The following is a 14,179-nucleotide window of genomic DNA, read 5'->3' as shown; positions in this document are numbered from 1 at the left end:
ACGTTAACAGGGACCAGAAGATGTACCGCTATGACCAATACGATCACCTGATCGTCAAAGAGCGAGTCGCACAATACCGAGACCAGGTGCGTCGGCGCCTGTCGGACGAGCTGCTGGAAGACGAGTTCCGCATCCTCCGCCTGCAGAACGGCCTCTACCTGCAACGCCATGCGTACATGCTGCGCATCGCCATCCCCTACGGCATGCTGGCCTCCAACCAGCTGCGCAAGTTCGCCGAGATCGCCGTCAAGAACGACCGCGGCTACGGCCACTTCACCACCCGCCAGAACATCCAGTTCAACTGGATCAAGCTGGAAGAATCCCCCGACATCCTGGCCGAGCTGGCCAGCGTCGAGATGCACGCCATCCAGACCTCCGGCAACTGCATCCGCAACACCACCTCCGACGAGCTGGCCGGCGTGGCCGCCGACGAGATCGTCGATCCGCGCCCGTACGCCGAGCTGATCCGCGAGTGGAGCACCTTCCACCCCGAGTTCGCCTACCTGCCGCGCAAGTTCAAGATCGCCATCAGCGGCGCCGCCGAAGACCGCGCCGCCACCGCCGTGCACGACATCGGCCTGCACGTGCTCAAGAACGAAGCCGGCGAAGTCGGCTTCCGCGTGCTGGTCGGCGGCGGCATGGGCCGCACCCCGATCCTGGGCAGCGTGATCCGCGAGTTCCTGCCCTGGAAGGACGCCATGTCCTACCTGGAAGCGATCCTGCGCGTGTACAACCAGTACGGCCGCCGCGACAACATCTACAAGGCCCGCATCAAGATCCTGGTCAAGGCCATCGGCGCCGAGGAGTTCGCGCGCCAGGTCGAAGCCGAATGGCAGGAGATCAAGGACGGCCCCTCGACCCTGACCGAGGAAGAACTGCAGCGCGTGGCGCAATACTTCGTGCCGCCCGCCTATGAGACCCTGCCGGCCGTGGATGCCGAGTTCGAGCGCCTGAAGGCCGAGGACCGCGGCTTCGCCAACTGGTTGAAGCGCAACGTCAAGGCGCACAAGGTCCCGGGCTACGCCGCCGTGATCCTGTCTCTGAAGAAGCCGGGCGTGCCGCCCGGCGACATCACCGCCGACCAGATGAACTTCGTGGCCGACCTGGCCGACCAGTACAGCTTCGGCGAACTGCGCGTGACGCACGAGCAGAACCTGGTGCTGGCCGACGTCAAGCAATCCGAGCTGTACACGCTGTGGAAGCTGGCCAAGTCGCACGCCCTGGCCACCCCCAACATCGGCCTGCTGACCGACATCATCTGCTGCCCCGGCGGCGACTTCTGCTCGCTGGCCAACGCCAAGTCGATCCCGATCGCCCAGGCCATCGCCGAGAAGTTCGAGGACATCGACTACCAGCACGACATCGGCGACATCGAACTCAACATCTCGGGCTGCATCAACGCCTGCGGCCACCACCACGTCGGCAACATCGGCGTGCTGGGCGTGGACAAGGACGGTTCCGAGTGGTACCAGGTGTCGCTGGGCGGCGCCCAGGGCAACGAATCGTCGATCGGCAAGATCATCGGCCCGTCGTTCTCCGCGCAGCAGATGCCCACCGTCATCGACCGCCTGCTGCAGGTCTACGTCAAGCAGCGCACCGACGAAGAACTCTTCATCGACACCGTGCGCCGCATCGGCGTGGCCCCGTTCAAGGAATTCGTTTATGCAACGCCGATCGCAACGTCGGCCGACTATGTCGCAGGAGAAGACGCCAATGCCTGAAATCATCAAGAACAAAGCCGTCGTCGCCGACGACTGGAATGTGCTGCGCCTGGCTGAAGGCGAAACCGCCGAGACCGTCGCGGTTCCCGAGGGCAAGACCATCGTCCCGCTGAAGGTATGGAAGGCGCAGGGCGCGGCATTGCAGTCGCGCGCCGAGCTCGGCGTCTGGTTCGCCAGCGACGAACGTCCGGAAGAACTCAAGGGTGAGCTGGAACGCTTCAAGGTCATCGCCGTGGACTTCCCCAAGTTCGCCGACGGCCGCGGTTACTCGATCGCCTACAACCTGCGCGCGCGCCTGGGCTACACCGGCGAGCTGCGCGCGGTCGGCGACGTGCTGCGCGACCAGCTGTTTTACATGCAGCGCGTGGGCTTCGACGCCTTCGCGGTGCGTCCCGACAAGAACATCCACGACGCGGTGAAGGGGCTGACCGACTTCTCCGAGAAGTACCAGACTTCGTGGGATGAAAAGAATCCGCTGTTCCGCCGCGTCAAGCGCGAAGCGGTGCAGACGGCGGACTGAGTCCGGTAACTGAAGATCCGCCGGCGCAGAACACGCGCCGGCGAACAGGGAAGGAAGCAACATCATGTCGAATCAGGCTTTGCAGGATCTCATCGCAAAAACCCAGGCGACGCTGGAACGCATCGCCGCCGAATATGCCCCGGCAGCATTGGCATCGAGCCTGGCGGCCGAAGACATGGTGCTGACCGACCTCATCCTGCGCGGCAAGCTGCAGGACAAGATCGCCATCTTCACGCTGGAAACCGGCCGCCTGCACAAGGAAACCGTGGGCATGCTCGGCCGCATCAGCGCAACCTACGGCTACGACGTCGAACCCTATCGCCCGCAGCCCGAGGCGATCGAGGCCTACGTCAAGGATCACGGCCTGAACGCCTTCTACGACAGCGTCGAGATGCGCAAGGAATGCTGCCGCATCCGCAAGATGGAGCCACTGAACCGCGCCCTGGCGGGCAAGGCCTCGTGGGTCACCGGCCAGCGCCGCGCGCAATCGGTCACCCGCGCCGAGCTGCACGTGCAGGAGCGCGACGAGGCGCACGGCATGGAGAAGTTCAATCCGCTGGCCGACTGGTCGGAACAGGATGTGTGGGACTACATTCGCGCCAACGACGTGCCCTACAACCCGCTGCACGACCAGGGCTACCCCTCGATCGGCTGCGAGCCCTGCACCCGCGCCATCCAGCCCGGCGAGGATATCCGCGCCGGTCGCTGGTGGTGGGAGAACCCGGACTCCAAGGAATGCGGCCTGCACGTGGTGGACGGCAAGCTGGTGCGTATCAAATCGCACGCGCCGGCCTGATACGGCATTGAACGCAACAACAAGCAACGAAAAAACGGAAAGCCCGGCATGAACACAGCGGTAGACAAACTCTTTTTGGACAACGCCAGCAACCGCCACCTGGACTGGCTGGAATCGGAAGCCATCCACATCATGCGCGAGGTCGCGGCCGAGTGCGGCAACCCCGCCCTGCTGTTCTCCGGCGGCAAGGACTCGGTGGTGCTGCTGCGCATCGCCGAGAAGGCGTTCCGTCCCGGCAAGTTCCCGTTCCCGCTGGTGCACATCGACACCGGCCACAACTTCCCGGAAGTGATCGAATTCCGCGACCGCCGCGCCGCCGAACTGGGCGAACGCCTGGTGGTGCGTTCGGTGGAGGACTCGATCGCGCGCGGCACCGTGCGCCTGCGCAACCCGCTGACCGACTCGCGCAACGCCGCCCAGGCGGTGACGCTGCTGGAAACCATCGAGGAATTCAAGTTCGACGCCTGTATCGGCGGCGCGCGGCGCGATGAGGAAAAGGCGCGCGCCAAGGAACGCATCTTCTCCTTCCGCGACGAGTTCGGCCAATGGAATCCCAAGGCCCAGCGCCCCGAGCTGTGGGATCTCTATAACACCCGCGTGCATCCGGGCGAGAACATGCGCGTGTTCCCGATCTCGAACTGGACCGAGCTGGACGTATGGCAGTACATCGCCCGCGAACAGCTGGCCCTGCCCTCGATCTACTTCGCCCACGAGCGCGAGGTGATCCCGCGCAACGGCCTGCTGGTGCCGCTGACCGACCTGACCCCGGCGCGCGAAGGCGAGACCGTGGAGAAGCAGGTCGTGCGCTTCCGCACCGTCGGCGACATCTCCTGCACCTGCCCCGTTGCCTCCGACGCGGCGTCGGTGGACGCCATCATCGCCGAAACCGCGGTGACCCAGATTACCGAGCGCGGCGCCACCCGCATGGACGACCAGACGTCCGAAGCCTCGATGGAAAAACGCAAGAAGGAAGGATATTTCTGATGAACGCCGCAGCGACACAAGAACAATTGGCCAACGCCTCTTCCGCGCAGCCGCATGAGCGCGGCCTGCTGCGCTTCATCACCGCCGGTTCCGTGGATGATGGCAAGAGCACCCTGATCGGCCGCCTGCTGTTCGACAGCAAGGGCATCTTCGCCGACCAGCTGGACGCCATCTCGCGCGCCAAGCACAAGCGCACCGTGGGCGACACGGTCGACCTGTCCCTGCTCACCGACGGCCTGGAAGCCGAGCGCGAGCAAGGCATCACCATCGACGTGGCCTACCGCTACTTCGCCACGCCCAAGCGCAAGTTCATCATCGCCGACACCCCGGGCCATGAGCAGTACACCCGCAACATGGTGACCGGCGCCTCGACCGCCGACGCCGTGATCATCCTGGTGGACGTGTCGAAGGTGAAGCTGGGCGACGACGGCAGCGTGGAGTTGCTGACCCAGACCAAGCGCCACTCGACCATCGCCCACCTGCTGCAGATCGAGCACGTGATCGTGGCCGTCAACAAGATGGACCTGGTGGACTACGACGAGCAGGTCTACACCCGCATCGTCGCCGCCTACCAGCAGTTCGCGCAGCAGCTGGGCCTGAAGGACGTGCGCGCGATCCCGCTGTCGGCGCTGGCCGGCGACAACGTCGTGACCGCCAGCCCGAAGCTGGCGTGGTACCAGGGCCCGACCCTGATCGAATTGCTGGAATCGCTGTCGGTCTACGAAGACGCGCACGAGGAGCCGTTCCGCTTCCCGGTGCAGCTGGTGGCCCGCCACAACGGCCACGAAGCCAACGACTTCCGCGGCTACATGGGCCGCATCGAGGCCGGCCGCGTGAACCGGGGCGACAAGCTGGTGGTGCTGCCCGGCGGCCAGAGCGCCACCGTGAAGGACATCCAGACCCTGGACGGCTCGCTGGAATCGGCCTCGGCCGGCCAGTCGGTCACCCTGCTGCTGGACGAATACCTGGACATCTCGCGCGGCGACCTGCTGGCCGCCGCCGGGCAGGCGCCGACGGTGCTGAAGTCGGTCACCGCCGACGTCTGCTGGCTGTCCGAGGACGCGCTGGACCCGCGCCGCAAGTATTGGCTCAAGCACACCACCAAGCAGGTGGCGGCGCGCGTGGCCAAGGTCGACACCTTGCTCGACATCAATACCCAGGAACGCCGCCCGGCCGACACCCTCAAGCTCAATGACATCGCCCGCGTCACCGTGAACGTGCAGCAGCCCATCGCCGCCGACGCCTACCAGGACATCCGCGCCACCGGCGCCTTCATCCTGATCGACGAAGTGACGCACCAGACGGTGGCCGCTGGTATGATTCGGATCGACTGATTTCCCTTCGATCCGACTCGATACCGCAGGCCATGGCCACCGATCCGGCAGCACCCTCTTCCCTCCCCGACTCCCCCGCACCCAGCCCGCAACACCCGGGCCGGGTGTGGCTGATCGGCGCCGGTCCCGGCGCCGCCGACCTGCTCACCGTGCGCGGCGCGCGCCTCCTGGCGCAGGCCGACGCAGTGCTGCACGACGCGCTGGTCACCGACGAAATCCTGGCCTTGTGCCCGCAGGCGGTGAAGATCCCGGTGGGCAAGCGCAGCGGCCAGCGCTCCACCGCGCAGCCGGTGATCAACGAGAAGCTGGTGCAGGCGGCGCAGCAATACCGCCGCGTGGTGCGCCTGAAAGGCGGCGACCCCATGCTGTTCGGCCGCGCCGACGAGGAAATGCGCGCGCTGGAAGACCACCATATTCCCTACGAAGTCGTGCCCGGCATCACCGCGGCCCTGGCCGCCGCCGCCTCGGCCAAGCGGCCGCTCACCCGGCGCGGCATCGCGCGCAGCGTCTCGCTGTTCACCTCCAGCACCGCGCCCGACCAGCCCAATGAAGTGATCATGCCCAACGGCGACACGCTGGTGCAGTACATGGGCGGCCGCGAAGCGACCGCTACCGCGCGCCGCCTGCTGGAACTGGGTTATGCGGCCGATACGCCGGTGGTGGTGGTGGAGAACTGCAGCCGTCCCGACGAGCGGGTCTACCACCTGCAGCTGGCCGGCCTGGAGCCGGGACTGGAAGCCTGCAGCGGGCCGGTGCTGGTGATGATCGGGCCGGCGCTGGCCGATCGGGATTGATGCAGCCGTCCGCTATTTGCTGACAACACACTGGGTTCCTGCTTTCGCAGGAACGACAGCTTACCGATATTTGAATCTCCGTCGCTCCTGCGAAAGCAGGAGCCCAGCGTCGTTCGCAGTGCCCCCAAGGCAGCAAGCCAGGGCGCGCGGCCCATCAATGATTGCTATCATCGCGGCTTCACTTTCTTGAGGCCCCGCCATGCACCTGCTGCACGACACCAATGCCCCCGCCGCCGACACCATCGACTTCGACGCCTTCCTCAAGGTCGACATCCGCATCGGCACCATCATTGCCGCCGATGCCTTCCCCGAGGCGCGCAAGCCGGCCTTCAAGCTGAAGATCGATTTCGGCGCCGGTATCGGCATCCGCCAGAGCAGCGCGCAGATCACCGCCCACTACCGGCCCGAACAACTGGTGGGCCGCCAGATCGCCGCGGTGGTCAATTTCCCACCGCGCCAGATCGGCAAGTTCATGTCGGAAGTGCTGACGCTGGGCTTCCCGGACGCGGCCGGCGAAGTGGTGCTGTTCCAGCCCGACCAGGCCGTCCCCAACGGCGCCCGGCTGTTCTGACGCCACCCGCGCCCGCGCATCAATGCCAGTGCAGGATGCGCGCCAGGTAGTCGAAGAACAGGCAATACAGCGCGATCGGCAGCGGCAGGCCGATCAGCGTGCCCAGCAGGTAGTCGCGAAAGCGCACGCCCGACAGCGCCAGCACGTAGTTCACCGTGGGCATGGTCTGGCACAGCACCCGCAGCAGGGAGATGCTGGCCACCGGATGGGTATCGAGCCGGTGCAGGATCTTCACCACCCAGCGGTTGTGGACGATGCGCAAGGCATCGCCGCCGATGGCGCGGATGAAGAAATAGGTCAGGCAGCACGACAGCACCGCGGCGGCGTAGGTCGCCACCCCTCCCCATAACCTCCCCAGCGAAAACACCGCTCCGGCCAGGAAGATCCAGCCCGGGATATGCAGCAGGTTGCCCAGGCAGAACAGCGCGATGTAGAGCAGCAAGCCGCGGTAGAGGTTGGCTTCCAGCGCGTGGCGAAGGTAGTCGGCGCTCAGGTTGCGGCGCAGCCCGCTGACCTCGAAGAGGGCCAGCAGGAAGGCCAGGAACAGCAGCAGATAGAGGATGCGCCGGTAGCGCCACATTTGTCATTCCCGCAAGCCGCGGGCGGCACCATGCCGCCGGGATGAAGGTGTGACAGGAGAAAGGTCCTTGCGGTTCAGCCGCGCATGGCCGCCACGCAATAGGCGGCGATGGCTTGCAGCACGGCGTCGTCTTCGCCGGCGGCCGGCACGGTGTCGATGCGCGCCTGGGGATGCGCCTGGCGCAGCTGCTCCAGCAGTTGCGGCAAGTCGCGCCGCACATGCCCGCCCTGGCCGAGGAAAACCGGCACCACCGTGATGCGCTCGGCGCCGCGGGCGATCTCCAGCGCGGCCGCGGTGGGCAGGTCGGGCTGCATCAGTTCGAGGAAGGCCAGTTGCACGCCGGCCTGCGGCATGGCGGCTTGCGCCAGCGCGCGCAGGCGCTCGAAGGGCGCGGCCCAGGCCGGATCGCGGGCGCCGTGGGCGAACAGGATCAGGCTATGTGCGGATGGGGAAGACATGGCGCGGCCCGGCTCAGTTACGCTCGACCCACCACAGCGCGCCCGCCGCCAGCGCCATGAACAGCAGGCTGGGCAGCGCCGCCGTGACGAAGGCCGGCCAGGTGTTGAGCAGGCCCAGGTGCGAGAACAGGCTGTTGATGAGCTGGAAGCACACGCCGATCATGATGCCGGTGAAGATCTTCAGGCTCACGCCGCCGGCGCGGAAGTGCAGGTAGGCGAACGGCAGCGCCAGCGCCATCATCACGAAGATCGACAGCGGATAGACGATCTTCTTCCAGAACGCGATCTCGTAGCGGTCGGTGCGCTGGTTATTGGCTTCCAGGTGCTTGGTGTAGGCGCGCAGGTCGTAGGCCGACATGCGGTCCGGATCGGCGAACAGCACCGACAGGATTTCCGGCGTGACCTCCGACACCAGCTTCATGCTGGGTGTGGTCACGGTCTTGACCGGCTCGGTGATCTTGCGTTCCTTGTTGCCGTCGGCGAAATCGGACTGCGTCACATCGGTCAGGGTCCAGACGTGATTGCCGTCGTAGGCGCCGGACTTGGCGGTGACCATGCGCGCCATGTGGAACTCGGTGTCCAGCTCGTAGAGCTTGACGCCTTCGATGCGGCCGTCCGGCTGCACCGCATGGATGTTGATGAAGCGGCTGCCGGTGACATTGCCTTCCAGGCCGTTGTCCTTGATCACGTCCTTGGCCCACATGCCGGAGCGGAACTGCGAGGACAGCGACGCGCCCTGCGCCTGCAGCTTGAGCTTCTCGGCCCATTCGGTGGCCTTGGGCGCGATCAGCTCGCCGAACAGGATGGTCAGCACGGCGAAGCCCAGCCCGATGCGCAGCAGCACCTTGGCCGCCATGCCGGTGGACATGCTGGACACGCGCATGATGGTGAACTCGGAACGCGCGGCCAGCTGCGAGAGCGTGTAGATGGTGCCGATCAGCACCGCCGTGGGCATCAGCTCATAGACGTTGCCGGGCAAACCCATCACCACGTAGAGCACCGCCTGCTGCAGCTTGTAGCCGTTGCGCCCGACCTGGTCCAGCTGCCCCATCATCTCGAAGAAGGCGAACAGCGCCAGGAAGGCCGCCAGCGCGAACAATACCGAGCGCGTGATCTCGGAAGTGAAATAGCGTTGTATGACTCTCATCTCAGGCCTCGCGCTTGAACGTCAGGGAGCGGCGCACGGCCGACCACAGGCGGGACGGATGATAGCGGCTGTTGATATTGAGGCGCAGCGCGAACATGCCCACCACCAGCAGCGCCACGACCAGGTGCACCGGCCACCACGCCATCATGAAGCTGGAACGTCCCTGCGCCACCGAGGCCTGGAACACGGATACCGTGTTGCTGTAGACCACGAACAGCAGCAGCGCCACCAGGAGGCCCAGCGAGCGGCCGGCGCGCGGGTTGACGAAGGACAGCGGGATGGCCAGCAGCATCAGCGCCAGGCTCATCAGCGGCAGCGCCAGGCGCCACAGCAGCTCGCCGCGCGCGAAGCCGTCGTTCTTGGCGATCAGCTCGGGCATCTGCAGCGCGCGCGCCGAGCGGTCGCCGGCGGCGGTCTGCGACTGGCTGCCGATCAGCAGGCCGTAGCGCTCGAAATCGACCATCTGGAAATCCGGAAGGCTGGGCGCGCCGTCATAGCGGCGGCCCTTGCTCATCACCACGAACTTCTCGCCGTCGGCATCGACCACGGTCTCGCCTTCCTTGGCCACCACCACGCTGTTCTTGCCGTCGGCGTTGATGGTCGACACGAAGACATTGCGGACCTTGGAGGCGTCGCCGGAAATGCCCTCGACGAAGAAGATGCGGTTGGCGCTGGCCGACTCCTGGAACTTGCCGGGCGAAACGCGCGCGATGTCCTCGCGCTTCTCGAAGCGTTCGCGGTACTGGGCGCTCTGCAGGTTGGCCCAGGGCGTGACCGCGAAGGACAAGGCCGCCACCAGCGTCACCAGCGGCCAGCCGAACATCAGCACCGGCCGGATCCAGCGCGTGAGCGACAGGCCCGAGGCGAACCAGACCACGATCTCGGACTCCTGGTAGCTGCGCGTCATCACCAGCAGCACCGAGATGAAGCCGGTGAGGATCAGGATCACCGGCATGTAGTTGAGCGACTGGAAGCCGATCAGCGCGATCACGTCCTGCGACGCGACCTGGCCGCCGGCGGCCTGGCCGAGGATCTTGATCAGCATCACGGTCAGCGTGATGGTGAAGAGCGTGGTGAAGACGGCGCCGGCGGTGCTCGTCAATTCGCGTCGGAGTGCGCGCTGGAAAATCATGCGGAGGCTGGAATTAGTCTAGAGATGGGGCATCGGTAGCCAACATGCCCTGCCCTTGCCTGCCACCCTGTGGAACTCATGCGCGCGTGGCGTCGAAATGAGTTCTATAATCGCCGGGTAAACCAAACAAAGGACGAACGATGGACTTTAGCACAAAAACATTGGACGCAAAAACCGCCGTAACCGCCGTCAAGACTGGTGCGCTGGTCGTCGGCATCCATGAAAACCGCAAGCTCTCCAAGGCCGCCGGCGCGCTCGACAAGCTGGGCGCCATCAGCGCCGCGCTCAAATCGGGCGACATTTCCGGCAAGCCGGGCTCGACCCTGCTGCTGCGCGGCGTCACCGGCATCGCCGCCGAACGCATCGTGCTGCTCGGCCTGGGCGCCGAAGGCGAGATCAGCGACAAGAGCTTCGCCGCCGCCGCGCAGGCGCTGGTGCGCACCCTGGGTTCGCTGGGCTGCGACGATGCCGCGCTGGCGCTGCCCTTCGACGGCGTGAAGGGCCGCAACCTGGCCTGGGCCATCCGCAACGTGGTGCTGGCCGGCCGCGACTCCATCTACCGCACCGACGTGCTCAAGAGCAAGAAGGATCCCGTCCCCACGGGCGTGAAGAAGATTTCCTTCCTGACATCGGCGGCCGACGCGCCGGCCGCCAAGGCGGCCCTGGCCGAAGCCGTGGCGCTGGCCAACGGCATGGCCCTGACCAAGGACCTGGGCAACCTGCCCGGCAACGTCTGCACCCCGACCTACCTGGCCAACACCGCCAAGAAGCTGGCCAAGGACTTCAAGCTGGGCGTGGAAGTGCTGGACCGCAAGCAGCTGCAGGCGCTGAAGATGGGCAGCTTCCTGTCGGTCACCAACGGCAGCGACGAGCCGCCCAAGTTCATCGTCCTGAAGCACATGGGCGGCAAGTCCAAGGACGCGCCGGTGGTGCTGGTCGGCAAGGGCATCACCTTCGACACCGGCGGCATTTCGCTCAAGCCGGGCCTGAACATGGACGAGATGAAGTACGACATGTGCGGCGCCGCCTCGGTGCTGGGCACCTTCCGCGCCATCGCCGAACTCGATCTGAAGCTCAACGTGATCGGCGTCATCCCGACCTGCGAGAACATGCCCTCGGGCCGCGCCACCAAGCCGGGCGACATCGTCACCTCGATGTCGGGCCAGACCATCGAGGTGCTCAACACCGACGCCGAAGGCCGCCTGATCCTGTGCGACGCGCTGACCTACGTCGAGCGCTTCAAGCCGGCCGCCGTGGTCGACATCGCCACGCTGACGGGCGCCTGCATCGTCGCGCTGGGCCACCACAATTCGGGCCTGTTCACCCGCGAAGACGATGCCCACGACCAGTTGGCCGACTCGCTGCTGGCGGCCGGCCGCGAAACCGGCGACACCGCATGGCGCATGCCGGTGCAGGACGTCTACCAGGAGCAGCTCAAGTCCAACTTCGCCGATATCGCCAACATCGGCGGCCAGCCGGCCGGCAGCGTCACCGCCGCCTGCTTCCTGGAGCGCTTCACCCGCAAGTACACCTGGGCCCACCTGGACATCGCCGGCACCGCCTGGAAGAGCGGCGCCGCCAAGGGCGCCAGCGGGCGTCCGGTGCCGCTGCTGACGGCGTGGCTGCTGAACCAGGCGCGCGGCAAGTCGGCGCGCGCCTAAAGATCGGCGGAGCCGTCGCCGTGCCGGGAAATTTCACCTCCGGAATTTTCCGCTCCTGGCACAGGGCGACGCGCTCCATCTGCCATGCAACGCCTGCTGCATCGAAACCATCGCGCAAGCGGTGGTTTTTTTTCGCCTGGATATTGGCGATGCAAGCGGCCGCGCAAGCCGCCGATGCGCCGCCGCAGACCGTGCACTTCCCCTCCGCCGACGGCCACACCCAACTGACCGGCTATCTCTTCGCGCCGTCCGGTGCGGGCCCGCATCCGGCTATCGTGATGCTGCATGGACGCGGCGGCCCCTATTCCATCGGCGTCAACGCCGGCTGCACCCAGGTCGGCCCCGGCTTCGTCTCGCCCTGCGACGCCGCAGCGCTCACCCTTCGCCACCGCGCCTGGGCGCGCTATTGGGCCGAACGCGGCTACCTGGCGCTGCACGTCGACAGCTACGGCCCGCGCGGCGCGGCGCACGGCTTCGGCCGCCATACGCACGGTGCGCCGGAGCGCGCGGCCGTCAACGAACTGGACGTGCGCCCGCTGGACGCCGAGGGCGCGCTGGCGTGGCTGGCCGCGCGCCCCGACGTCGAGCCGGCGCGCATCTCGCTGCAGGGCTGGTCCAACGGCGCCAGCACCGCACTCAACGTGATGATCCGGCAGGCGCGACGCGCCTCCGCCCAGGCGCCCGCCTTCGCCGCCGCGTTGGTCTTCTATCCCGGCTGCGGCCCGCGGGCCCTGCTCTCGCCCTCGCCGCGCATCGACCGCCCGCTGCAGGTGCTGCTGGGCAGCGCCGACGAGGAAGTCTCGGCGACCGCCTGCGAACGGCTGATGCAGCGGGTCGAGCTTGTGGCCGGCGCGCCGGCGCCGGTGGTGACGACCTATGCGGGCGCCACTCACGATTTCGACGATCCCGGCAGCAAGCGCCAGGCGATCGACGCCAACCGCAGCGCGCGCGGCGACGCCATGATGCGCCTGGGCCCGTGGCTGGAACAGGCGGCGCCGGCCGCGCCCTGATTGCCTTCCGCCCCGAAAACGGCCGGCCTCCTGCAGCAAAAATAATTCTCTACTAAACTGGTCGGGTTTTACGGAATGCCGTTCGCCGCAAGGCGGCCGGCTGCCCGCACCGCATAACGACGGGCCGGCGCGGCGCCACGGGATTGCCTGCGCAGACCAGCCTGCATTCATCTCCCAGTCAACGCGAAAGAAAGGATTTACATGACCATCGCCAGCCATACCAGCGATCTGTTCAAGCCTGTGCAACTGGGCGCCATCCAGCTGCAAAACCGTGTCGCCATGGCGCCGCTCACGCGCAGCCGCGCACAAGCCGGCGACGTGCCCAGCGAGCTCGCCGCCGAGTACTACGCCCAGCGCGCCGGCGCCGGCCTCATCATCGCCGAAGCCACCCAGATCTCGCCGCAAGGCAAGGGTTACGCCTGGACGCCCGGCATCTACAACGAAGCCCAGGTCGCCGGTTGGAAGAAGGTGACCGACGCCGTGCATGCCAAGGGCGGTCACATCTTCCTGCAGCTGTGGCACGTGGGCCGCATCTCGCATCCCGACCTGCAACCGGGCAATGCGCTGCCGGTGGCGCCGTCGGCGCTGACGCCTGAAGGCAACGCCTTCACCGAAACCGGCTTCAAGCCCTTCGTCGCGCCGCGCGCGCTGGAGCTGTCGGAATTGCCCGGCCTGATCGAGCAATACAAGACCGCGGCCAAGCTGGCCATCCAGGCCGGCTTCGACGGCGTCGAGATCCACGCCGCCAACGGCTACCTGCTGGACCAGTTCCTGCGCGACAAGACCAACACCCGCACCGACGCCTACGGCGGCAGCATCGAGAACCGCGCGCGCCTGCTGCTGGAAGTGGTGGAAGCGGTGACCTCGGTCATCCCGAGCGAGCGCGTGGGCGTGCGCCTGTCGCCGCTGAGCCCGTTCAACGACATCGCCGACAGCAACCCCAAGGCGCTGTTCAGTTATGTGGCTGAGCAGCTGAACCGCTACAAACCGGTCTACCTGCACGTGGTGGAAGGCGCCACCGGCGGCCCGCGCGAGGTGGCCGGCGGCTTCGCCCTGCAGGTGCTGCGCGACCTGTTCAAGGGCATCTACATCGCCAACAACGGCTATGACCTGCCGATGGCCGCCAAGGCGCGCGAAGGCAACCGGGCCGACATCGTGGCCTTCGGCCGCCCATGGATCGCCAACCCCGACCTGATCGATCGCCTGCAGAACGGCGCCGAACTGGCCGCCTTCAATCCGGATACCCTGTATGGCGGCGGCGCGGCCGGCTATACCGACTACCCGGCGCTGAACGCGGCCTGAGCCTAACGAACCAGCGTCAAAGACGAACGGCCTGCCTCGCGGCAGGCCGTTTTTCTTTTGCCCCGCGCCGGCGGGGCTTCCCTTTACAAGCGTAGCCGCCCCCTTTACAAGTATGTCGGCAACCGGCCCCGCTACGGCTACAATGCACGCTGCAGCCTCATCCGCAGCC

General features: G+C 66.6%; 14 protein-coding genes. 10 read left to right on the top strand and 4 right to left on the bottom strand.

What is annotated here, in order from left to right; genetic code table 11:
- Positions 1-20: 20 nt before the first annotated feature.
- The 7 genes from Herbaro_RS07665 (at position 21) to Herbaro_RS07635 (ending at position 6,720) form a co-directional block, all read left to right on the top strand.
- Complete coding sequence (locus Herbaro_RS07665; protein WP_275013237.1) at positions 21-1,721, top strand: nitrite/sulfite reductase; 1,701 nt, start codon at positions 21-23, stop codon at positions 1,719-1,721.
- Positions 1,714-2,241: a DUF934 domain-containing protein gene (locus Herbaro_RS07660; RefSeq protein ID WP_275013236.1), complete on the top strand. Its 528-nt coding sequence runs from the start codon at positions 1,714-1,716 to the stop codon at positions 2,239-2,241. Before Herbaro_RS07665 ends, Herbaro_RS07660 begins: the two co-directional genes overlap by 8 nt.
- 64 nt (positions 2,242-2,305) lie before the next feature.
- The gene (locus Herbaro_RS07655; RefSeq protein ID WP_275013235.1) at positions 2,306-3,037 is read left to right on the top strand and encodes a phosphoadenylyl-sulfate reductase; all 732 of its coding nucleotides are present in this window, start codon (positions 2,306-2,308) and stop codon (positions 3,035-3,037) included.
- A gap of 48 nt (positions 3,038-3,085) precedes the next feature.
- Positions 3,086-4,021, top strand: a complete 936-nt coding sequence (cysD, locus tag Herbaro_RS07650) for a sulfate adenylyltransferase subunit CysD (protein ID WP_275013234.1) — start codon at positions 3,086-3,088, stop codon at positions 4,019-4,021.
- On the top strand, positions 4,021-5,355 hold the full coding sequence (locus Herbaro_RS07645) for a sulfate adenylyltransferase subunit CysN (protein WP_275013233.1): 1,335 nt from the start codon (positions 4,021-4,023) through the stop codon (positions 5,353-5,355). The genes cysD and Herbaro_RS07645 overlap by 1 nt, the downstream gene beginning before the upstream one ends.
- A 32-nt stretch (positions 5,356-5,387) precedes the next feature.
- Positions 5,388-6,149 carry a uroporphyrinogen-III C-methyltransferase gene (gene cobA, locus Herbaro_RS07640; RefSeq protein ID WP_275013232.1) on the top strand — a complete coding sequence of 254 codons (762 nt, stop codon included), beginning with the start codon at positions 5,388-5,390 and terminating at the stop codon, positions 6,147-6,149.
- Positions 6,150-6,348: 199 nt separating this feature from the next.
- Complete coding sequence (locus tag Herbaro_RS07635) at positions 6,349-6,720, top strand: tRNA-binding protein (protein ID WP_275013231.1); 372 nt, start codon at positions 6,349-6,351, stop codon at positions 6,718-6,720.
- A 19-nt stretch (positions 6,721-6,739) separates the two neighbouring features.
- On the opposite strand, the gene Herbaro_RS07630 is transcribed toward Herbaro_RS07635, so the two are convergent.
- The 4 genes from Herbaro_RS07630 to lptF all read right to left on the bottom strand — a co-directional run bounded on the left by Herbaro_RS07630 (position 6,740) and on the right by lptF (position 10,037).
- A complete protein-coding gene (locus tag Herbaro_RS07630) occupies positions 6,740-7,300 on the bottom strand; it encodes a TVP38/TMEM64 family protein (RefSeq protein WP_275013230.1) in 561 nt (186 codons plus the stop codon).
- A gap of 74 nt (positions 7,301-7,374) precedes the next feature.
- On the bottom strand, positions 7,375-7,758 hold the full coding sequence (locus tag Herbaro_RS07625; protein ID WP_275013229.1) for a sirohydrochlorin chelatase: 384 nt from the start codon (positions 7,756-7,758) through the stop codon (positions 7,375-7,377).
- 13 nt (positions 7,759-7,771) lie between these two features.
- Positions 7,772-8,905 (bottom strand): LPS export ABC transporter permease LptG, encoded by a 1,134-nt coding sequence (gene lptG / locus Herbaro_RS07620; RefSeq protein ID WP_275013228.1) that lies wholly within the window; start codon positions 8,903-8,905, stop codon positions 7,772-7,774.
- A 1-nt stretch (position 8,906) separates the two neighbouring features.
- Positions 8,907-10,037: an LPS export ABC transporter permease LptF gene (lptF, locus tag Herbaro_RS07615; protein ID WP_275013227.1), complete on the bottom strand. Its 1,131-nt coding sequence runs from the start codon at positions 10,035-10,037 to the stop codon at positions 8,907-8,909.
- Positions 10,038-10,177: 140 nt separating this feature from the next.
- Here lptF and Herbaro_RS07610 point away from each other — a divergent pair, with 140 nt between their 5' ends.
- The 3 genes from Herbaro_RS07610 (at position 10,178) to Herbaro_RS07600 (ending at position 14,010) form a co-directional block, all read left to right on the top strand.
- Positions 10,178-11,698: a leucyl aminopeptidase gene (locus Herbaro_RS07610; RefSeq protein ID WP_275013226.1), complete on the top strand. Its 1,521-nt coding sequence runs from the start codon at positions 10,178-10,180 to the stop codon at positions 11,696-11,698.
- A 149-nt stretch (positions 11,699-11,847) separates the two neighbouring features.
- Positions 11,848-12,708, top strand: a complete 861-nt coding sequence (locus Herbaro_RS07605; RefSeq protein ID WP_275013225.1) for a dienelactone hydrolase family protein — start codon at positions 11,848-11,850, stop codon at positions 12,706-12,708.
- Positions 12,709-12,909: 201 nt separating this feature from the next.
- Positions 12,910-14,010: an alkene reductase gene (locus tag Herbaro_RS07600; protein WP_275013224.1), complete on the top strand. Its 1,101-nt coding sequence runs from the start codon at positions 12,910-12,912 to the stop codon at positions 14,008-14,010.
- Positions 14,011-14,179 lie beyond the last annotated feature (169 nt).

The sequence above is a fragment of the Herbaspirillum sp. WKF16 genome (genome assembly GCF_028993615.1).
In the GTDB taxonomy this organism is placed as follows: domain Bacteria; phylum Pseudomonadota; class Gammaproteobacteria; order Burkholderiales; family Burkholderiaceae_D; genus Herbaspirillum.
The sequence above is the reverse complement of the archived record's forward strand: the minus strand, read 5'-3'. Positions and strand labels throughout refer to the sequence as shown.